At 69.2% G+C, this 20170-nt stretch carries 20 protein-coding genes and 1 tRNA gene; 10 read left to right on the top strand and 11 right to left on the bottom strand.

Features of this window, described 5'->3' with window-relative positions:
• Window positions 1-13: 13 nt before the first annotated feature.
• Both ACLLJJ_RS18515 and ACLLJJ_RS18510 read right to left on the bottom strand, forming a co-directional pair.
• On the bottom strand, window positions 14-1453 hold the full coding sequence (locus tag ACLLJJ_RS18515) for a DUF2252 domain-containing protein (protein ID WP_434592671.1): 1440 nt from the start codon (window positions 1451-1453) through the stop codon (window positions 14-16).
• A gap of 440 nt (window positions 1454-1893) precedes the next feature.
• Window positions 1894-1976, bottom strand: a tRNA-Leu gene (locus tag ACLLJJ_RS18510).
• A gap of 303 nt (window positions 1977-2279) precedes the next feature.
• Between ACLLJJ_RS18510 and ACLLJJ_RS18505 the strand changes: the two genes are divergently transcribed.
• The 6 genes from ACLLJJ_RS18505 to pknB all read left to right on the top strand — a co-directional run bounded on the left by ACLLJJ_RS18505 (window position 2280) and on the right by pknB (window position 10400).
• Window positions 2280-3149 (top strand): FhaA domain-containing protein, encoded by an 870-nt coding sequence (locus tag ACLLJJ_RS18505; protein WP_434592669.1) that lies wholly within the window; start codon window positions 2280-2282, stop codon window positions 3147-3149.
• 10 nt (window positions 3150-3159) lie between these two features.
• A complete protein-coding gene (locus tag ACLLJJ_RS18500) occupies window positions 3160-3669 on the top strand; it encodes an FHA domain-containing protein FhaB/FipA (protein WP_434592667.1) in 510 nt (169 codons plus the stop codon).
• A 128-nt stretch (window positions 3670-3797) separates the two neighbouring features.
• Entirely contained in the window at window positions 3798-5312 is a 1515-nt protein-coding gene (locus tag ACLLJJ_RS18495) for a PP2C family protein-serine/threonine phosphatase (RefSeq protein WP_434600453.1), read from the top strand.
• Between the two features lie 22 nt (window positions 5313-5334).
• Complete coding sequence (locus ACLLJJ_RS18490; RefSeq protein ID WP_434592665.1) at window positions 5335-6750, top strand: FtsW/RodA/SpoVE family cell cycle protein; 1416 nt, start codon at window positions 5335-5337, stop codon at window positions 6748-6750.
• Window positions 6747-8210, top strand: a complete 1464-nt coding sequence (locus ACLLJJ_RS18485) for a peptidoglycan D,D-transpeptidase FtsI family protein (protein WP_434592663.1) — start codon at window positions 6747-6749, stop codon at window positions 8208-8210. The genes ACLLJJ_RS18490 and ACLLJJ_RS18485 overlap by 4 nt, the downstream gene beginning before the upstream one ends.
• A 168-nt stretch (window positions 8211-8378) precedes the next feature.
• The gene (pknB, locus tag ACLLJJ_RS18480; protein WP_434592661.1) at window positions 8379-10400 is read left to right on the top strand and encodes a Stk1 family PASTA domain-containing Ser/Thr kinase; all 2022 of its coding nucleotides are present in this window, start codon (window positions 8379-8381) and stop codon (window positions 10398-10400) included.
• Window positions 10401-10514: 114 nt separating this feature from the next.
• Here the strand turns inward: pknB and ACLLJJ_RS18475 are convergent, their stop codons facing one another.
• Genes ACLLJJ_RS18475 through ACLLJJ_RS18450 form a run of 6 tightly spaced genes read right to left on the bottom strand, consistent with a single transcriptional unit; the run spans window position 10515 to window position 15068 of the window.
• On the bottom strand, window positions 10515-11255 hold the full coding sequence (locus ACLLJJ_RS18475) for a class E sortase (protein WP_434592658.1): 741 nt from the start codon (window positions 11253-11255) through the stop codon (window positions 10515-10517).
• 46 nt (window positions 11256-11301) lie between these two features.
• On the bottom strand, window positions 11302-12657 hold the full coding sequence (locus ACLLJJ_RS18470; protein ID WP_434592656.1) for a class E sortase: 1356 nt from the start codon (window positions 12655-12657) through the stop codon (window positions 11302-11304).
• Entirely contained in the window at window positions 12654-13331 is a 678-nt protein-coding gene (locus tag ACLLJJ_RS18465; protein ID WP_434592654.1) for an aminodeoxychorismate/anthranilate synthase component II, read from the bottom strand. The genes ACLLJJ_RS18470 and ACLLJJ_RS18465 overlap by 4 nt, the downstream gene beginning before the upstream one ends.
• Window positions 13328-13498, bottom strand: a complete 171-nt coding sequence (locus ACLLJJ_RS18460; protein ID WP_434592652.1) for a hypothetical protein — start codon at window positions 13496-13498, stop codon at window positions 13328-13330. Before ACLLJJ_RS18460 ends, ACLLJJ_RS18465 begins: the two co-directional genes overlap by 4 nt.
• 59 nt (window positions 13499-13557) lie before the next feature.
• The gene (locus ACLLJJ_RS18455; RefSeq protein WP_434592650.1) at window positions 13558-14262 is read right to left on the bottom strand and encodes a class E sortase; all 705 of its coding nucleotides are present in this window, start codon (window positions 14260-14262) and stop codon (window positions 13558-13560) included.
• 26 nt (window positions 14263-14288) lie between these two features.
• Window positions 14289-15068 (bottom strand): DUF881 domain-containing protein, encoded by a 780-nt coding sequence (locus ACLLJJ_RS18450; protein WP_434592648.1) that lies wholly within the window; start codon window positions 15066-15068, stop codon window positions 14289-14291.
• Window positions 15069-15208: 140 nt separating this feature from the next.
• On the opposite strand from ACLLJJ_RS18450, the gene crgA reads away from it, so the two are divergent.
• Window positions 15209-15466 (top strand): cell division protein CrgA, encoded by a 258-nt coding sequence (gene crgA, locus ACLLJJ_RS18445; RefSeq protein ID WP_434592646.1) that lies wholly within the window; start codon window positions 15209-15211, stop codon window positions 15464-15466.
• Window positions 15467-15742: 276 nt separating this feature from the next.
• Here the strand turns inward: crgA and ACLLJJ_RS18440 are convergent, their stop codons facing one another.
• Together ACLLJJ_RS18440 and ACLLJJ_RS18435 are read right to left on the bottom strand one after the other, a co-directional pair.
• Window positions 15743-16642, bottom strand: coding sequence for a rhomboid family intramembrane serine protease (locus ACLLJJ_RS18440; RefSeq protein ID WP_434592644.1), 900 nt, complete (start codon window positions 16640-16642; stop codon window positions 15743-15745).
• Between the two features lie 166 nt (window positions 16643-16808).
• A complete protein-coding gene (locus ACLLJJ_RS18435) occupies window positions 16809-17336 on the bottom strand; it encodes a peptidylprolyl isomerase (RefSeq protein ID WP_434592642.1) in 528 nt (175 codons plus the stop codon).
• Window positions 17337-17618: 282 nt separating this feature from the next.
• On the opposite strand from ACLLJJ_RS18435, the gene ACLLJJ_RS18430 reads away from it, so the two are divergent.
• The 3 genes from ACLLJJ_RS18430 (at window position 17619) to ppk2 (ending at window position 19873) form a co-directional block, all read left to right on the top strand.
• A complete protein-coding gene (locus ACLLJJ_RS18430; RefSeq protein ID WP_434592639.1) occupies window positions 17619-18323 on the top strand; it encodes a DUF5324 family protein in 705 nt (234 codons plus the stop codon).
• A 57-nt stretch (window positions 18324-18380) separates the two neighbouring features.
• Window positions 18381-18797 (top strand): hypothetical protein, encoded by a 417-nt coding sequence (locus ACLLJJ_RS18425; protein WP_434592638.1) that lies wholly within the window; start codon window positions 18381-18383, stop codon window positions 18795-18797.
• Between the two features lie 104 nt (window positions 18798-18901).
• Window positions 18902-19873 (top strand): polyphosphate kinase 2, encoded by a 972-nt coding sequence (ppk2, locus tag ACLLJJ_RS18420; protein WP_434592636.1) that lies wholly within the window; start codon window positions 18902-18904, stop codon window positions 19871-19873.
• 115 nt (window positions 19874-19988) lie between these two features.
• Here ppk2 and ACLLJJ_RS18415 read toward each other — a convergent pair whose 3' ends face one another.
• Window positions 19989-20168: a CsbD family protein gene (locus ACLLJJ_RS18415; RefSeq protein WP_434600452.1), complete on the bottom strand. Its 180-nt coding sequence runs from the start codon at window positions 20166-20168 to the stop codon at window positions 19989-19991.
• Between the last annotated feature and the right edge of the window lie 2 nt (window positions 20169-20170).

The following is a 20170-nucleotide window of genomic DNA, read 5'->3' as shown; positions in this document are numbered from 1 at the left end:
CACGCACCCGCCCTCACACCCCCGGCTCGGCGGCTATCCGTCCGTCCTTGACCGCGGCCACCAGATCGGCGTGATCCGCTTCGGTCAGGTCCGCGTACGTCACCGCGAAGGCCGCCACGGCCTCGTCGAGCTCCTCGCTCTTCCCGCAGTACCCGGCGAGCAGCCGGGGGTCCACGCTGTGCGCGTGCGCCCGTGCGAGGAGCGCGCCCGTCATCCGCCCGTAGTCGTCGATCTGGTCGGGCGCCAGCGCCGCCGGGTCCACGCTGCCCTTGCGGTTCCTGAACTGCCGCACCTGGAACGGCCGGCCGTCCACCGCCGTCCAGCCCAGCAGGTTGTCACTGATCACCTGCATGCGCTTCTGCCCGAGCACCACCCGGCGCCCCTCGTGCCCGGCCTTGGGCACCGCGAAGCCGGCCTTCGGCAGATACGGCGTCAACGCCGAGGCGCGCGCCTCCTTCACCTGGAGGACCAGCGGCTCGCCCAGGTGGTCGAGCAGCAGCACCACGTACGACCTGGTCCCGACGCTGCCGGTGCCGACCACCCGGAACGCCACGTCCTGGATCGCGTACCGCGCGAACAGAGGAAGCCGGTCCTCGGGAAGCGTCCTCAGATAGTCACCGAGCGATGCGGCCACCGAGGCCGCCTCCGCGTCCGGCACCCGTCGCAGCACCGGTGGCGCGGCGACGAAGCGCCGACCGCCGTCCGGGCCGTGCTCGGTCGCCTTGGCGGCGAAGCGCGCACTGGTGTTGTTGCGGGCCTTCTTCGAGACCTGCCGCAGGGTGCCGACCAGATCACGCGCGTCCGCGTGCGACACAAGCTTCTCGTCGGCGATGGCGTTCCACGCGTCCAGCACCGGCAGCCCGGCCAGCAGCCGCATCGTGCGCCGGTACGCGCCGACCGTGTCGAACGCCGCCTTCCGGCAGACGTCCTCGTCGGCGCCGGCCTGACGCCCCGCCAGCACCAGCGAGGTCGCGAGGCGCTTCACGTCCCACTCCCACGGGCCGACCGCCGTCTCGTCGAAGTCGTTCAGGTCGATGACCAGATCGCCGCGCGCATCGCCGTACAGGCCGAAGTTCGCCGCGTGGGCGTCACCGCAGATCTGCGCCCCCACCCCGGTGACGGGCGTACCGACCAGGTCGTGCGCCATCAGTCCAGCCGCACCCCGGAGAAAGGCGAAGGGGGAGGCGGTCATCCGCCCGACACGTATCGGAGCGAGCTCGGGTACGCGGCCCCGGCTCGACTCCTCCACCGCCCGCACCGCGTCGGGGCGCTCGACCGCGAGCACCAGCGAATCGTGCGAGGCCCGCGGCACCCGCGCCCGCAGCGCCCTGCCGTCCGCCTTGGGCGAGGTGGCCCCCTGCGCGATGCGCCGGGCGAAGCCGGTCACCACGGGAATCCTGCCGCCCCCGCCGTCCACACGCTGTTCGGGCACCGCCGTCTCGAACTCAGCCATGGTGCGCCGCCTCCCCGCTCTCCCACCACACCGGCCACCGGCCGCAGGGCCGACAACATCAACTGCTCACGACCGTACCGCCGCCCGCCGACACCCGTCGCCCCCTGTGGACAACAACTGTGGACAACGCGGACGACGACTGCGGCAACGGCTGCGGACGGCCCACGCGGGCAGATCGCACGCGCGGATGACACAACGGATCGCACGGGCAGAAGTGGCCCGGTCTGCGCCCGCACACCGGAGCACAACGGGGTACACCGGAGCCGGTGACAAGGACAACAGCGAGCCGGCCACCGCCGGTCCCCCCGGCGAAGGGCCGAAACGAACCCCGGCCGAAGCGGACACCCGCGCCGGTCAAGATGTACCGAACATCGTCACGGCATATAGAAACGGACCCCATCGTGGTGAACGATGAGGCCCGAATCCGAATCAAACTGTTGTGCGCGAGGGGGGATTTGAACCCCCACGTCCCGAAGGACACTGGCACCTGAAGCCAGCGCGTCTGCCGTTCCGCCACTCGCGCAAAGTGACGCCGTTCGAATCTCTCACTGGTTTGTGCGAGCCCCTGACGACATGCAGAAGATTACCACGCTGGCGCGGGGTGATTCACGCCCGTTGTTTTGGGGGACCCGAGCAGGGAACGCCGCTACCCGTCCGCACCTCCTTCACGGTGCCGGGTGCGGGACACTGTCAGGAGGCCACCTCTACGATCCCTGTGAGAGGTGACACTCATCCACTGGGCAGACAAGGGGAACCAGCCGATTTCCCCACGCGTGGATACGATCAGTAAGCAGTACCAGGACGACAACGACGGAGGAGGTGCCCCATGGGAGTCCTGAAGCGTTTTGAGCAGCGGCTCGAAGGCCTGGTCAACGGCACCTTCGCCAAGGTGTTCAAGTCCGAGGTCCAGCCCGTGGAGATCGCCGGCGCCCTCCAGCGCGAGTGCGACAACAACGCCACGATCTGGAACCGCGAGCGGACCGTCGTCCCCAACGACTTCATTGTCGAGCTGTCCACCCCGGACTACGAGCGCCTCAGCCCGTACTCGGGGCAGCTCGGCGACGAGCTGTCCGGCCTGGTCCGCGACTACGCGAAGCAGCAGCGCTACACCTTCATGGGCCCCATCAAGGTCCATCTGGAGAAGGCAGAGGACCTCGACACGGGTCTCTACCGCGTACGCAGCCGCACCCTCGCAGCGAGCACGTCGCAGGCCCCCGACCAGCAGAGCCCGGCAGGCGCGGCACCCGCCGCGCCCAGGGGCGGCGGCTACGGCTACCCGCCTTCGGCGTCGCCGGGAGCGCCCCCGATGCCCGCGGCCCCACCGCCGTCCCACCCCGCCAGGCCCGGCCCAGCGGCCGCACGCCCGGCCGGACAGAGCCCCGGCGCACCAGGACCCGGCCCGATGCCGGGCGCCCAGACGCGCCGCTGGATCGAGATCAATGGCACACGCCACCAGATCTCCCGGCCGACCCTGGTGATGGGCCGCAGCACCGACGCCGACGTGCGGATCGACGACCCCGGCGTATCGCGTCGGCACTGTGAGATCCGGACCGGAACGCCCTCGACGATCCAGGATCTCGGTTCCACCAACGGCATCGTGGTAGACGGACAGCACACCACCCGCGCTACGCTCCGCGACGGCTCGCGGATCGTCGTGGGCAGTACGACCATCGTTTATCGGCAAGCCGAAGGGTGAAGCGGGGGCAATGTCAGAGCTGACCCTGACGGTCATGCGGCTAGGTTTCCTGGCTGTTCTGTGGCTGTTTGTGATTGTGGCCGTCCAGGTCATTCGCAGCGATCTGTTCGGTACGCGCGTTACGCAGCGCGGCTCACGCCGCTCCGCGAACGCCGACCAACGGCCGCAGCAGACCGGACGCCAGCAGGCTGCGGCCACACCGCCGCAGCAGCGCCAACGCCGTGGCGCACCCACCAAACTGGTGGTCTCCGAAGGCACCCTCACCGGAACAACGGTGGCGCTCCAGGGGCAGACCATCACGCTGGGGCGGGCACACGATTCGACGATCGTGCTGGACGACGACTACGCGTCGAGTCGGCATGCCAGGATCTACCCGGACCGTGACGGCCAGTGGATCGTCGAGGATCTCGGGTCCACCAACGGCACCTACTTGGACCGGACCCGACTCACCACCCCGACACCGATTCCGCTGGGCGCGCCGATCCGCATCGGCAAGACCGTCATCGAGCTGCGGAAGTAGTGCTACGTCATGATTGAGCGCGAGCGGAGCGAGCGAGCCGCGGCGGTGCCGGCAACGGACCCCCGCAGGCTTCGGACCGGAGGGTGGGCACCGTGCGGATGTACCCGGAGCCGACGGGCGAGGTGCGCATGAGTCTGTCGCTGCGCTTCGCCGCCGGATCGCACAAGGGCATGATCCGGGAGGGCAACGAGGATTCCGGCTACGCCGGTCCGCGCCTTCTCGCGATTGCCGACGGGATGGGCGGCCAGGCCGCCGGCGAGGTCGCGAGCTCCGAGGTGATTTCCACCCTGGTGCAGCTCGACGACGACGTACCCGGGTCGGACATCCTGACCTCGCTCGGCACCGCCGTGCAGCGCGCCAACGACCAGTTGCGCGTCATGGTCGAGGAGGACCCCCAGCTGGAGGGCATGGGCACCACGCTCACCGCCCTGCTGTGGACGGGACAGCGCCTCGGCCTCGTACACGTCGGCGACTCGCGCGCCTACCTGCTGCGGGACGGCGTACTGACACAGATCACCCAGGACCACACCTGGGTGCAGCGTCTCGTCGACGAGGGCCGCATCACCGAGGAAGAGGCCACCACCCACCCGCAGCGCTCCTTGCTGATGCGCGCGCTGGGCAGCGGTGACCATGTCGAACCGGACCTCTCCATCCGTGAGGTCAGGGCCGGCGACCGCTATCTGATCTGCTCCGACGGGCTGTCGGGGGTGGTCTCGCACCAGACGATGGAGGAGACGCTCTCCGACTACCAGGGCCCGCAGGAGACCATCCAGGCGCTCATCCAGTTCGCCCTGCGCGGCGGCGGCCCGGACAACATCACCTGCATCGTCGCGGACGTCCTCGACGTCGACGGCAACGACACTTTGGCCGGTCAGCTCAACGACACCCCGGTCATCGTCGGCGCGGTCGCGGAGAACCAGCTCGCGCTGAACGCCGCCGACGACGCGGCTGCCATGCAGACCCCCGCGGGCCGCGCGGCGGGCCTCGGCCGGCCCGCGGGGCACCAGCCCGCACCGGGCGGCTTCGGCCCGCCCGGCAGCGGCGAGGGCGACGGTTACGGCGCGTCTCCCGACGGGAGCTTCGGCGCGTACAGCGACGAGGACTTCGTCAAGCCGCGCACCGGCCGCAAGTGGTTCAAGAGATCGTTCTACATCGTGCTCGCGCTCGCCGTCGTCGGTGGCGGTCTGTACGGCGGCTACCGCTGGACCCAGACCCAGTACTACGTCGGCGCCAACGAGCAGCACGTCGCGCTCTACCGGGGCATCAGCCAGGACCTGGCCTGGGTCTCGCTCTCGAAGGTCGAGAAGGACCACCCCGAGATCGAACTCAAGTACCTCCCGCCCTACCAGCGCAAGCAGGTCGAGGCGACCATCACCGAGGGCAGCCTCCCCGACGCCCGCGAAAAGGTGACGGAGCTGGGTGCCCAGGCGTCCGCGTGCAAGAAGGACGAGGAACGCCGCCAGGCCGAGCGCGAGAGCAAGCCGCCCGTCGGCGAGGGCGAAGCGGGTGGCGCGACCGGCTCCGCCCCCACCACACAGGCCAACAAGTCCAAGAAGATTCCGACGGCGACAGCAAAGCCCACTCCGAGCCCCAGCCTCTCCGAGGACGACCTGAAGCTGGTCTCGCAGTGCGGTAAGCCGTAAAGCCGTAGGGGGCCTTACCACCATGAGCGTTGTCACCAACACGACCACCATCGGCGCGATCGAAGCGCCGAGCCGACGCAACACCGAGCTCGCCATGCTCGTGTTCGCCGTCATCATCCCGGTCTTCGCGTACGCCAATGTCGGCCTCGCCAAGGACGGCACACTACCGACGGGCATGCTCGGCTACGGGCTCGGCCTCGGCCTGCTCGCGGGCGCAGCGCACCTGACGGTGCGTAAATTCGCCCCGTACGCCGACCCGTTGATGCTGCCCCTGGCCACTCTGCTCAACGGCCTCGGCCTGGTGCTGATCTGGCGTCTCGACCAGGAGCCGGGGATCACCACCGCGGCGCTCGGCGGCGCGATGGCACCCAAGCAGATGATCTGGTCGACGGTCGGTGTCGCCCTGTTCCTGGGCGTCCTGCTGTTTCTGAAGGACCACCGCGTCCTCCAGCGGTACACGTACATCTCGATGGTCCTGGCCCTGGTGCTGCTGATCCTGCCGATGTTCTTCCCCGGCGTGAACGGCGCGAAGATCTGGATCACCATCCCCGGCGTCGGCTCGCTGCAGCCCGGCGAGTTCGCGAAGATCATCATCGCGATCTTCTTCGCCGGCTATCTGATGGTCAAACGCGACGCGCTCGCCCTGGCCAGCCGCCGCTTCATGGGCATGTACCTGCCCCGCGGACGCGACCTCGGGCCGATCCTCGCCATCTGGGCCATCAGCCTGATGATCCTGATCTTCGAGACCGACCTGGGCACGTCGCTGCTCTTCTTCGGCCTCTTCGTGATCATGCTGTACGTCGCCACCGAGCGCACCAGCTGGGTCGTCTTCGGCCTCACCCTGAGCGCCGCCGGCGCCGTCGGCGTCGCCTCCTTCGCGAGCCACGTACAGACCCGTGTCGACAACTGGCTCAACCCGCTGAAGACGGTCTGCAACGGGGCCGGCGAATGCGGCCTGGTCACCGAGACCGCCCAGGCCATGTACTCCTTCGGCTCCGGCGGCCTCTTCGGCTCCGGACTAGGCCAGGGCTACTCCCGCCTCATCGGCGGCATCGCCCCCAAGAGCGACTACATCCTCGCCACCGTCGGCGAAGAGCTGGGCCTGGCCGGGCTGATGGCGATCATCCTGCTGTACGGGCTGCTCATCGAGCGCGGCGTACGCACCGCACTCGCCGCCCGTGACCCCTTCGGCAAGCTCCTCGCCATCGGGCTCTCCGGCGCCTTCGCACTGCAGATCTTCGTCGTCGCCGGCGGCGTCACCGGCCTCATCCCGCTGACCGGCATGACCATGCCGTTCCTCGCCCAGGGCGGCTCCTCCGTCATCGCCAACTGGGCGCTCGTCGCCATCCTGCTGCGCATCAGCGACACCGCGCGCAGGCCCGCCCCCGCCCCCGCCCCGTCCTCCGACGCCGAGATGACCCAGGTGGTCCGCCCGTGAACAAGCCTCTGCGCCGGGTCGCGATCTTCTGCGGCCTGCTCGTCCTCGCCCTGCTCGTCCGGGTCAACTGGGTCCAGTACGTCAAGGCCGACGAGCTCTCCAAGTCCTCGGACAACCGTCGGGTGCTGATCGACCGCTACGCCCACAAGCGCGGCGACATCATCGTCGACGGCAAGGCGATCACCGGGTCCAAGGAGTCCCCCCGCGGGGACTTCAAGTTCCAGCGGACGTACAAGGACGGCCCGATGTGGGCGCCCGTCACCGGCTTCACCTCGCAGGCGATGGGCTCCAACCAGATCGAGTCGATCGAGGACAGCATCCTCACCGGCACCGACGACCGCCTCTTCATCGACCGCACGCTGTCGATGTTCACCGGGGACACCAAGCAGGGCGGCAACGTCGTCACGACCCTCAAGGGCGCCGCGCAGAAGGCCGCTTTCAAGGGCCTGGGCAACCGCAAGGGCGCCGTCGCGGCCATCGACCCGCGCACCGGCGCGATCCTCGCGCTGGCCAGCACACCCTCGTACGACCCGTCCCTGGTGGCGGGAAGCACCGACCAGGACACGGCGAACTGGCAGAAGTACGAGAAGGACCCGGACAAGCCCACCGCCAACCGGGCGCTGCGTGAGACCTACCCGCCGGGCTCCACCTTCAAGGTGGTCACCGCCGCGGCGGCCCTGGAGCACGGCCTCGTCGACGACATCGACGCGAAGACCGACTCGCCGCTGCCCTGGCGGCTGCCGCTGTCCACCAAGAACCTCCCCAACGAGGGCAACATCCCCTGCAAGGACGCCTCCCTGCGCAACGCGCTGCGGGTGTCCTGCAACACCGTCTTCGGCAAGGTCGGCGCCGACCTGGGCAACGAGAAGATGCTGGAGACCGTCGAGAAGTTCGGCTTCAACAAGGAGCAGTTCGTCCCGGTGCGCTCCAGCGCCAGCGTCTTCTCCCAGAAGATGGACGGCGCGCAGACCGCGCTCTCCTCCATCGGCCAGTTCAACACGGCGACCACCCCGCTCCAGATGGCCATGGTGACCTCCGCCATCGCCAACGACGGCAAGCTGATGAAGCCGTACATGATCGACCGGCTCACCGATCCCAACCTGGACGTCCTGGAGAAGACCAACCCCACGGAGATGAGCCAGCCGCTCTCCGGGGACAACGCGCAGAAGCTCCAGGAAATGATGGAGACGGTCGTCAAGGACGGCACCGGCTCCAGGGCCCAGATCGACGGAGCCACCGTGGGCGGCAAGACCGGTACCGCCCAGCACGGGGTCGACAACAGCGAGAAGCCGTACGCCTGGTTCATCTCGTACGCGAAGACGGGCAACGGGGGCTCGCCCGTGGCCGTCGCTGTCGTCGTCGAGGACAGCGAGGCCAACCGCGAGGACATCTCCGGTGGCGGTCTCGCCGCCCCCATCGCGAAGAGCGTGATGCAGGCGGTTCTCGACGACAAGAAGTGACGCCGGTCACGCTGACGGCCCGTATGCCCATGTGGGGGTACCGGTCGGGTATCAGCTGACCGTTGCGGGCCGATCAGGTGCGGAGTCCCCGGTACCGTATCCGCGAGCAGCACACCGCCGGACCGCACACCGGTGTGGTCGGGACAGACGGAGAGGGCTGGATTACCTATGGAAGAGCCGCGTCGCCTCGGCGGCCGGTACGAGCTGGGCTCGGTGCTCGGCCGTGGTGGCATGGCCGAGGTTCACCTCGCACACGACACCCGGCTCGGCCGCACCGTTGCAGTGAAGACGCTGCGGGTGGATCTCGCCCGCGACCCGTCCTTCCAGGCCCGGTTCCGCCGTGAGGCCCAGTCGGCCGCCTCGCTCAACCACCCGGCGATCGTCGCGGTCTACGACACCGGCGAGGATTACGTCGACAACGTCTCCATCCCGTACATCGTGATGGAGTACGTCGACGGATCGACCCTGCGCGAGCTCCTGCACTCCGGGCGCAAACTGCTGCCCGAGCGCACCCTGGAAATGACCGTGGGCATCCTCCAGGCGCTCGAGTACTCGCACCGCGCCCAGATCGTGCACCGGGACATCAAGCCGGCCAACGTCATGCTGACGCGCACCGGCCAGGTCAAGGTCATGGACTTCGGCATCGCCCGCGCCATGGGCGACTCCGGCATGACGATGACGCAGACGTCCGCCGTCATCGGCACCGCCCAGTACCTCTCGCCCGAGCAGGCCAAGGGCGAGCAGGTCGACGCGCGGTCCGACCTGTATTCCACCGGCTGCCTGCTCTACGAGCTGCTGACGGTCCGGCCGCCCTTCATCGGGGACTCACCGGTCGCGGTCGCCTACCAGCACGTACGGGAGGAGCCGCAGACCCCGAGCAACTTCGACTCCGAGATCACGCCCGAAATGGACGCGATCGTGCTGAAGGCGCTCGTCAAGGACCCCGACTACCGCTATCAGTCGGCCGACGAGATGCGCGCCGACATCGAGGCGTGTCTCGACGGCCAGCCGGTCGCGGCCACGGCCTCGGTCGGCGCGGTCGGCTACGGCGGCTACCCGAACGACCAGCCGACCACGGCGATGCATTCCAGCGACTCCGGTGCGGGCGCCACGTCGATGCTGCCGCCGATCAACCCGGACGACGGCGGCTACGGCTACGACGACCGCCCGGACCGCCGTCGGCAGCAGCCGAAGAAGAGCAACACCTCGACGATCCTGCTGATCGTGGCGGGCATCCTGGTGCTCGTCGGCGCGATCCTGATCGGCAAGGCGTTCTTCGGTGAGAACTCGGGCAGCACCCAGGACTCGACGGTGCCGACGCTGATCGGCGAGAGGCTCAACGACGCCAAGGAGCTCGCGGCCAACGCCGACCTCACGGTCGAGGTCTCCAAGAGCGAGGAGTGCGAGGACCAGCCCAAGGGCAGGATCTGCAGCCAGAGCCCGGACGCCGACCAGGAGGTCGCGGCCAACACGGCCGTCTCGGTCGTCGTGTCCACCGGCGCTCCGAAGATCGAGGTCCCGGACGTCGAGGAGAAGTCCAAGGACAGCGCGACGGACATCCTGGACAACAAGGGCTTCAAGGTGGAGACGAAGGCGGTCGAGTCCGAGGAAGAGGCCGGCACGGTCGTCAACCAGGACCCGAAGGGCGGCTCCAAGGCCGAGAACGGCTCCACGGTTACCCTCTCCATCGCGAAGACCTCCAAGGCCGACGTCCCCGACGTCACCGGCCAGGCCTTCGACGCGGCCAAGAAGCAGCTCACGGACCTCGGCTTCGTGGTGGCCCGGGTGGACGAGGAGTCGGAGTCCACGGCCGACTCGGTCATCAAGCAGGACCCGGTGGGCAACAGCCAGACGGACAAGGGCGGCACGATCACCCTGACCGTCGCGAAGGCTCCCCCGGCCCCGGAGCAGGTCGCGGTGCCCGCCGTGGTCGGCCAGCAGCTCAAGGACGCCCGCAAGGCGATCGAGGACGCGGGGCTGACCGTCGGCGCGATCACCGGCCCGCAGGAGGACAAGGCGCTCGTCGCCCTCGCGCAGCCCGCGATCGGCACCCAGGTGCCCAAGGGCACGGCCATCACCCTCACCACCGCGGGAGGCGGCGGCAACGGCGGCCAGAACGGGCAGGACGGCGGCCAGAACGGCGGCGGCTTCATCGGCGGCGGCTTCGGCCGCAACGGGGACGACGACTAGCCCGTAGCCGCCCGCGCGACACGCACGGCGCGCCACACACGAAGGGCCGTGGACTTCATCCGAAGTCCACGGCCCTTCGTGCTGCCCGGCCGGCCCGCGATCCGCCGGGGCGGATCAGCCCAATTCCGGAGGCGGAGTGCGGTCGGCGTCGACCTTCTCCGTACGCTCCAGCTCGCCCCACACGATGTACCGGTACTGCGAGGTGTAGACCGGCGTGCACGTCGTCAGGGTGATGTAGCGCCCCGGCTTCTTCTTCCCCGACTCCTCGGGGACCGGGTCGAGCACGTCCACGTTGTACTTCGAGGTCTGCGGCAGCTTCTCGTAGACCTTGTAGACGTACCAGGTGTCCTTCGTCTCGAAGACGACCGCGTCGCCGTCCTTGAGCTTGTCGATGTTGTGGAACTTCGCTCCGTGTCCGTCGCGGTGCGCCGCCAGCGAGAAGTTGCCCTGCTTGTCGGACGGCAGCGCGGACTTGACCGGGTCCGTGTAGTACCCGGCGACACCCCGGTTGAGGCCCTCGGACCCGGTGCCCTTCCTGACCAGGATCTCGCCGCTCCTCATCGCGGGTACGTGCAGGAAGCCGATGCCGTCCTTGGTGTCGAGGGCGCCGGGGCCACCGGCCCAGCGGTCGCGCACCTCGTTGCCCTGCTGGTTCGCCTCGCGGTCGGCGAGCACGTTCGTCCACCACAGCGAGTACACGACGAACAGGCCGAGCACGACGCCCGTGGTGATCATCAGCTCCCCGAAGAGGCTGACGGCGCCCGCGACACGTCCGCGCGCCCTCCGCCCCGCCACGGGCGCCGACGCGGGCGCGGGTGCGCCGGTCTGCTCGTCCTGCTCCGTCTTGGCTGCCACCGCGCTCGACCCCGTCCTGGATGCTTCCCCTTCGACCGGCGCGGTCTCAGCCGACGAGTGCGTCGGGCCGGCCCTTGCCGCGCGGTCGTTCGTCGACCATCTTGCCCCACACGATCATTCGGAACGTACTCGTGAATTCCGGGGTGCAGGTCGTCAGAGTCAGGTACCTGCCGGGCCCGGTGAACCCCGAACCCGTCGGCACAGGACGCAGGACCGACACGTTCCGCGGGGTGGTCTGCGGCAGGATGCTGGCCATCTCGTACGTGTAGTAGGTGTCCTGCGTCTCGACGACGATCGCGTCGCCGGGCTTCAGCCTGTTGATGTGCCGGAACGGCTCGCCGTGGGTGTTGCGGTGGCCCGCGACCGCGAAATTGCCTTGCTTGTCGGACGGCATCGCCGTCTTGAGCCTGCCCTCCGCGTAGTGGCCGACCATGCCGCGGTCGAGGACGTCGGGCTTGCTGATGCCCTCGGCGACCGGGACCTTCACGTCCAGCTTGGGGATGTGCATGATGGCGAAGCCCTTGCCGGGCTCGAAGGCGCCGGGCTTGCGGCCGTTCGCCCAGTCGTTCTCCAGGCTGCTGGCCGTGCCGTTGGCCTGCTGCTGGGCCAGGACGTTCGTCCACCACAGCTGGTAGGTGACGAACAGCAGCATCAGGACGCCGACGGTGATGAAGAGCTCGCCGAAGAAGCGGCTGGCGACGACGGCCGGACCGTCCTTGCTCGCCCGGACCGCGCGCCTGGCCTCCAGGCGGGAGAGCGGCGCCGCGCCGTCGCCCGCCGGACGCGCGCGTGCGCCCGGCTCGGCCCCGGCGGGCCTGCGTCCCCGCCCCTTGGCCGCCCTGCGCCGCTCCGCGCGGCCACCGGTGGGCGGCGGCGGGTCCTGTTCGGCCGTCCGCCCGGTGTCGACGACCGGCAGCCCGACCGTCACGTCGTCGCGGACCTGATGGCCGTCGTGGCGCTCCTGGGCGAGAGGGGGCAGCGGTGCGGAGACGGGTATCTGCTCGGGCAGCGGCCCCGGGGCCCGCTGGGGAGCCGGCCCGGGCATCGGCTCGGGCGTCGGTGCCGGCTGCTGCGGGCCGTACCAGTCGCGCCGGTAGCCCTCGGGGTCGTACCACTCCTGAGGCTCTTGATACGGCTGCTGCTGAGGCTGCTGGTGTTGCGGTGGCTGCCGCGGTTCGGGCTGGAGGGGCCAGGAGGGGGCCTGAGGGCCCTGCTGCGGCGCCATCGGCGCGGTCGAGGAATGGAACCAGGGCGAGCCCTCCCCGCCCGGCAGCGGGTCGTTCAGCGGATCCGCGAGCCGGTCCACCGCCGCCTCGAACTCGGCCGCCGCCCCGGCCCCGTACGCGACTTGCTCGTACGGGCCCTCCTGGGCCGCGTCGTGTTCGGGGCGGAGCTCCGTCACGCCACGGCCTTGCCCGTCCCCGAGCTCTCGGCTTCGTTCGGGCGGGGGAGGCCCCATCCCGGCGCCAGCCCGGCCGATCGCTCCACCGCGCCCGGATCACCGCACTGCGCAAGCCAGTTGGCCAGCATCAGATGCCCGTGCTGGGTCAGCACCGACTCGGGGTGGAACTGCACGCCCTCCACCGGCAGGTCCCGGTGGCGCAGGCCCATGATGATGCCGTCGACCGTCCGCGCGGTGACGTCGAACTCGGCGGGCAGCGACCCGGGCTCCGCCGCCAGCGAGTGGTAGCGCGTCGCGGTGAACGGGGAGGGCAGCCCGGCGAACACGCCCACGCCCTCGTGCGTCACCGCGGACGTCTTGCCGTGCAGCAGCTCGGGCGCCCGGCCCACCACACCGCCGTACGCCACCGCCATCGACTGCATGCCCAGACAGACACCGAAGACCGGCACGCCCGTCGCCGCGCAGTGACGCACCATGTCGACGCACACACCGGCCTGCTCGGGCGCCCCGGGGCCCGGCGAGAGCAGCACGCCGTCGAAGCCGTCCTGGGCGTGGCTCAGCTCGACCTCGTCGTTGCGCAGCACCTCGCACTCGGCGCCCAGCTGGTAGAGGTACTGGACCAGGTTGAAGACGAAGCTGTCGTAGTTGTCGACGACGAGGATGCGCGCGCTCACGGGCCCGACCCTCCGTCGACCGTCACATCGTTGAACGGGAGCAGCGGCTCCGCCCACGGGAAGACGTACTGGAACAGCGCAAAGACGACCGCGAGGACCAGTACGAGGGCGACGAGCGCCCGCACCCATACGTTGCCCGGCAGATGCCGCCAAATCCAGCCGTACATGCTGTCCCTTCCGTTCGGTCCGGGACCCAGAGTAAAGGGCGGCGGCCGTGGCTCGTGGGTCAGCGGCGCAAAGCGGGCGGCCTGCCCTTCTCGACGGGCTGGGTGGCGTCCAGGTGCGCCCACGCGATGAGCCGGTGGCTGCTGCCCCATTCCGGGTCGCACGTCGTCAGCGTCAGATAGCGCCCAGGACCGTCGAAATCGATCGCGTTCCGCGCCAGCGGGCGCGGCACCGGGTCGATCACACCGGTGTCGTCCGGCACCGTCAGGTAGGGCTTGTTGTCGATGCGGTACGTGAACCAGGTCGCCCCGTCGGTCAGCACCACGGCGTCGCCCGGCCGGAGTTTCGGGAAGTCCTTGAAGGGGTCGCCGTACGTGCGGCGGTGACCTGCGACGGAGAAGTTCCCCCGCTGCCCGAGCCGCGCGGTCCCCGCGTAGTGGCCGAGCCCCTTCTTCAGGGTCTTCACCTCGGTGCCCTCCAGGACCGGCCAGTCCCAGCTCCTGCCGAGCCGCGGCACGTACATCACGGCGAAGGGCCTGCCCGGCCGGTACGCGGCGGGGGCGGGCGGCGAGCCCTGCACGGGCGTCGAGCGGTCCTGGACGGCGCCCCGCGCCCACTGGTCCTGGAGCTGGTCGATCTGCCCGTCGCTCGCGTCGGTGGCCCGCACGCCGGTCCAGAACACCACGTACACCACAAAAAGGACGATCACGGTGCCGACGGTGATGGACAGTTCACTGAAGGTCCTGATGACCAGTCGCACCGACACCGGCTCCCCCAAGCACTACCCGCCGGTCACCCGACGGGACTCGCGTAGTGGAGATCCACTGTGCCCGAGTAGCCGGGCAGAGTCATCGCCTCGTGTTCGTCAACTTTCCACCCGAGGCCGTACGCCTTGACGTAGAGCTGATAATTCTGGATCGCCGTGGAGGCCGTGAGCGCGCGCTGGAGACGGCCCGGGTCGCCGACGGCCGTGACCTTGTACGGCGGCGAGTAGACGCGGCCCTGGAGGATCAGGGTGTTCCCGACGCAGCGCACGGCGCTGGTGGAGATCAGCCGCTGGTCCATGACCCTGATCCCCTCGGCGCCGCCCTGCCAGAGCGCGTTGACGACGGCCTGCAGGTCCTGCTGGTGAATGACCAGGTCATTGGGTTGCGGCTCGGGGTAGCCCGGGTTGGCGGTGGCGTTCGGCGGGGCGTCGTCGAGCGTGACGGTGAGGGCCTCGCCGGAGAGCTTCTTGGTACCGGCCGACTGCTCCAGCGCCTTGAGCTTGGCGTCCTCGGCCTTGGTGCTGCCGTCGTCGCGCTGCGCGAGCGCGTCGACGTCCCCGCGGACGGCCGCGGTGGACTCCTCCAGCGTCGCGTTGTTGTGGCTGCGCTGCTGGATGAGGTCGGACAGCTTCAACAGGGAGTCGTCCGTACGAATGTTGGTGCCCTTGGCCGTGTTGAAGCTGGTGACGAAGATCAGACCCGCGAGAGCGAAAACGGCAGCGGTCAGAAGCCTGACCGGCCGCAGGGCGGGGCGTCGGACGGGACGCCTGACCGGCTCGGTGGGGGAGTCGGCAGAATTGCTCAACGTACCCTTATCTCCTTCTACGCCGCGGAAGCACTACGCTAACGGACGCCCGGGGGAGGCAGCGTTCCCGCAGCTCCCGCCCCAGGCACCAGCCACAGTTCCCTGCGCGGTAACGCAGCGCATCGACAGGAGAGTCCCTCGTGCCGAAGTCACGTATCCGCAAGAAGGCAGAATTCACCACGCCTTCCGCCTCCAAGCAGGCAACGAGCATCAAGCTGACGAACCGCAGCTGGGTCGCCCCGATCATGTTGGCGTTCTTCCTGATCGGACTCGCCTGGATCGTGGTCTTCTACGTGACCGAGGGCGATCTCCCGATCAAGAGCTTCGGTAACTGGAACATCGTGGTCGGCTTCGGCTTCATCGCCGCCGGCTTCGGTGTCTCCACGCAGTGGAAGTAGCGCGTCCCGGGCCCCTGCCGGCCCGGTTCCGCAAGCCTTGACCAGAGGTTATCCACAGCGTTGTCCACACAGGTGGAAAAGGTCGGAAGATCTGTGGATAACTTCCAGGACGTTGACGCCGGTGTGACCGGCTAGGCCCCTTGGGTGACACGGCCCGCCCCTTGCCCTTACTGGGAAAACCCAGTTCAGGACCAAGGGGCACAGCTGTTCCCCACAGGATGCACAAGATCCGCCACTCGCTGTGGACAACCGGGCGACAACCGGTGTGGAAATCGTTCAGGAGAGCGTGGCGGTGCGGGCCAGCACCATGACGAGGACAACGGCCAGGACCAGGGCGCAGGTACCCCACTGCACCAGTGCCCGATGCTTGCGCGGCGCGTGCACCAGGCCGATCGCCAGGGCGACGCCGGCGACCAGCCCGCCGATGTGCGCCTCCCAGGCGATCCCGCTCCACGTGAAGGTGAAGAGCAGGTTCAGTGCGAGAAGCACCAGGACCGGCTTCATGTCGTAGTTCATGCGCCGCATCAGCACGGCCGTGGCGCCCAGCAGCCCGAAGATCGCGCCGGACGCGCCGAGGGACGGCTGATTCGGTGCGGCGACGAGATAGGTGAGCGCACTGCCCGCCAGGCCCGAGAGCAGATAGAGCGCCAGGAAGCGGGTGCGGCCCAGCGCCGCCTCCAGCGGTGCGCCGAGCCACCACAGGCCCAGCATGTTGAACCCGATGTGCCAGATCTCCTCGTGCAGGAACATCGCGGTGACCAGCCGGTACCACTGGCCGTCCGCGACCCCCACCACCTGGTAGGTCCGGTAGTCCCTGGCCAGACCGATGAGGTCGAGATCTCCGACCAGCCGGCTCCCGGTCGCCAGCACCGCGATGAAGAGAGCCACGTTGATCGCCAGCAGCACCTTGGTGACCAGGCGGGGGTCCGCCGCGATCGTCCCGCCCGCCAGCGTGCGCGGCTGGTTCGCGGTCGGCGAGTGGCCCGTACCCGATCCCTCGCGGACACAGTCGGGGCACTGGAAACCGACCGAGGCGTCGACCATGCACTCCGGGCAGATCGGGCGCTCGCAGCGGGTGCACCGGATGCCCGTCTCACGACCCGGGTGCCGGTAGCAGGTCGGCGGGCCGCCGGTGGCGGCGGCGCTCTGGTCCGGGTTTCCTGGCGGCTGGTCCATCGGTCCCCTTGAAACTGGTGCCTGTCGGCTCGGTGCCCATCGGCTCGGTGCCCAGTGGCGGTACGGCCCGCGGCGCGGCTCAACGCACCACGCCCCGCCTATCCACTACGGACGGGCGGGGCGGGATGGTTCCCGTAACGGCGTGCGGTCGTAGGAGGCGCGACCGTCAGCGGGTCTCGACGACGACCGTCTCGATGACGATGTCGGAGACCGGGCGGTCGGTGCGCGAGTTGGTCGGCACGGCGATGATGCCGTCCACGACCTTCTGACTGGCCGGATCCGTGATCTCACCGAAAATCGTGTGCTTGCGGGTCAGCCACGCGGTCGGCGACACCGTGATGAAGAACTGCGAGCCGTTGGTGCCCGGACCCGCGTTGGCCATCGCCAGCAGGTACGGCCTGTCGAAGGCGAGGTCGGGGTGGAACTCGTCCTCGAACTCGTAACCGGGGCCACCCGTGCCGTTGCCCAGCGGGTCACCGCCCTGAATCATGAAACCGCTGATCACACGGTGGAAGACGGTCCCGTCGTACAGCCGGTCCGTGACCTTCTTGCCGGAGGTCGGGTTCGTCCACTCGCGCTCACCGTTGGCGAGCTCCACGAAATTCTTGACCGTCTTCGGTGCGTGGTTCGGCAGGAGCCGTACCTGGATGTCGCCCTGGTTGGTCTTCAGGGTGGCGTAAAGCTGCTCGGCCACGGTGCTGCCTTCCTCAAACGTCCACATGGATATGTCCGATCCTCGCACGGACCGGTTTGCGACGAGTAGCGGCAGAACCGGGGCGCCCGGCGACGAACCGTGGCATTGTCGGTCACAAGCGCCCCTTGCACCGCAATGCCCGAAGTCACCTCGCATGACCCATTTATGACCCTTTCATGACCCGGATGCCCGTCCACACGTGCCTCAAAGGCCGCTGACAGGCATGATCTCGAAATGGGCGGAAAGGCGAGTAACCGAACCGCCACCAAGGAGGAGGATCCAGTGACCCGCATCGACAGCGTGCGCGCCGCATCCGAATCGGCCAAGGAGAGCGTGCTGCACGCCGCGGAAGTGGTGGCGCCCTACGCCGGTACGGCCAAGGACCAGGCCACGCATTTCGCGCACGAGACCCGCGTACGACTCGCGCCCAAGGTGTCGCAAGCGGCGCAGCAGGCCAAGGTCCACTACGGAGCACATGTGGCACCGCGGGTGGAGCAGGCCCGCACCCACGTGCCCCCGAAGGTCGACAAGGCCGCGCACCGGGCCGCCGTTCGCACCCGGCACGCCGCCCGGCAGGCCGCGGACTACACGGTGCCGCGTGTGGAACACGCGGTGGCCAGCGCCCAGCCCCTTCGCGAGGAGGCCACCGCACGCAGCGCGGCGGCCCTGGCCGCCCTGCGCGGACAGGTCTCGCAGAAGGAGATCAGGAAGCTCGTCAAGAAGCACGAGCGGCGGGCGAGGGCCGGTCGTCTTGCCAAGGGCCTCGCCGTGGTCGGTGTGCTGGCGGGCGGTGCGTTCGCCGCCTGGAAGTGGTGGGACAAGCAGGCCAACCCCGACTGGCTGGTCGAGCCCCCCGCCGCCACCGAGATTCCCGACCGTGCGCCGCTGACCTCGGTCGACGGCAGTGGTCAGGCACTCGATCCCGAGGTTCAGGCCAAGCAGGCCGAAGCCGAGGCCGAGTCGGCGAAGCGCGACAAGAGCACCTGACATACCCAAGTAGTCACGTACTTAAGTAGTCACGTACTCAGCACCCGCCTCCGCGCGGTGCAGCTCGGTACCGCGATCGCCGTCGCCGCCCTGTCGCTGCTCCGGCGCAGGCTGCCCGTCAGCGTGCTCGTGGTGGCGGCCGCGATGAGCGGCTCGGTGACCGGATTCTCGGTGCTGATGATCGTCGCGGGCTGGTCCGCGGGGCGCAGGATCGCGGGGGCGGGCCGCGCCCTGGCCGCGTTCACCGCCTCGTACGTGCTGTTCATCGGTGTCGGCACCGCCTCCGCGTGGCCCGACTTCTCACCGCTGACCCTCGGGCTGGTCAACACGCTCTACTTCCTGGCGACCACGGTGGTGCCCGGCCTGGCCACCGTGAAGACGTACGTCAGCCGCATCCTGGCGAAGCTTGAGTGCGACAACAGGGTGCAGGCCGCGCTGCTGGCCCGCGATGCCGAGGAATTCCTCCGCGAATAGTGTGATTGGGCGGGCGAGGCTCGGGCACTGAGTCTGCGGAGGGCACCGGCCATCCATAACCTGGGGAACGTGATCACGGTGGCGGCTGAGCGGCGACATGACTCATGACTGAGGCCGAGGACAGTTCCGGGACCGGCCCCGGCGACAGGACGCTCCTCGAAGGGCTGACGGTCGACGACCGTCACCCCGAGCGGCCCGTCCTGCTCGACGACGACGGCCGACCGCTGCGGACCTGGCGGGAGAACCATCCGTACGACCGCAAGATCGGGCGCCGCGAGTACGAGCAGAACAAGCGGATGCTGCAGATCGAGATGCTCAAGCTGCAGCGATGGGTCCGCGAAACCGGGCAGCGGCTCGTGGTGATCTGTGAGGGGCGGGACGCGGCCGGCAAGGGCGGCACCATCCAGCGCTTCACCGAGCGGCTCAACCCCCGCGGCGCCCGCGTGGTGGCTCTGGGCAAGCCCACCGAACGCGAGTCCGGCCAGTGGTACTTCCAGCGTTACGTCGCCCACCTCCCGGCCGCGGGGGAGATCGCCTTCTTCGACCGGTCCTGGTACAACCGGGCCGGAGTCGAGCGCGTGATGGGCTTCTGCACACCCCACGAGTGCCGGAACTTCCTCGAACAGACCCCGCTGTTCGAGCAGATGCTGGCCGACGACGGCGTCCTGCTGGTGAAGTTCTGGTTCTCGGTCTCCCGCGACGAGCAGCGCACCCGGTTCGCCATCCGTCAGGTCGACCCGGTCAGGCAGTGGAAGCTGTCGCCGACGGACCTCGCCTCGCTGGATCTGTGGGACGCGTACACCGCGGCGAAGGTCGACATGTTCCGGGCCACCGACACCGAGCACGCGCCGTGGACCGTCGTGAAGAACAACGACAAGAAGCGCGGCAGGCTGGAGGCGATGCGCAGCCTGCTGTGGCGCTTCGACTACACCGACAGGGACGACAAGGCGATCGGCAGTCCCGACCCGCTGATCGTCGGCCCCGCGGACACCCTGTTGGAGGCCGGTGAGGGAAGCACCGCGCTCTCGCCGACCCCGCTCGCAGGGCACCACGACGGCCCCGGCGACCACCCCTGAGCCGGTACGGACGGCCGTAGGGACGGCAACACGGAGCGATACGTACGGCGGTAGGACTGGCTGCGGCCCGGACGGGAGAATTCCTCCGTCCGGGCCACAGAAGCAGTTCGGTACGTCAGTGCTTGAACGTGTCCTTGATCTTTTCCTTCGCCTGGCGCGCGTCGCCCTTGGACTGCTCGACGCGGCCCTCCGCCTCCAGGGACTCATTGCCCACGGCCCGGCCGGCGGTTTCCTTGACCTTGCCCGTGACCTGCTCGGTCTTCGCCTTGGACTTCTCGTTCTTCTGGTCAGTCACAA

The sequence above is a fragment of the Streptomyces sp. A5-4 genome, assembly GCF_051131715.1.
Lineage (GTDB): Bacteria > Actinomycetota > Actinomycetes > Streptomycetales > Streptomycetaceae > Streptomyces.
This window is presented reverse-complemented; position numbering and strand designations above follow the sequence as displayed.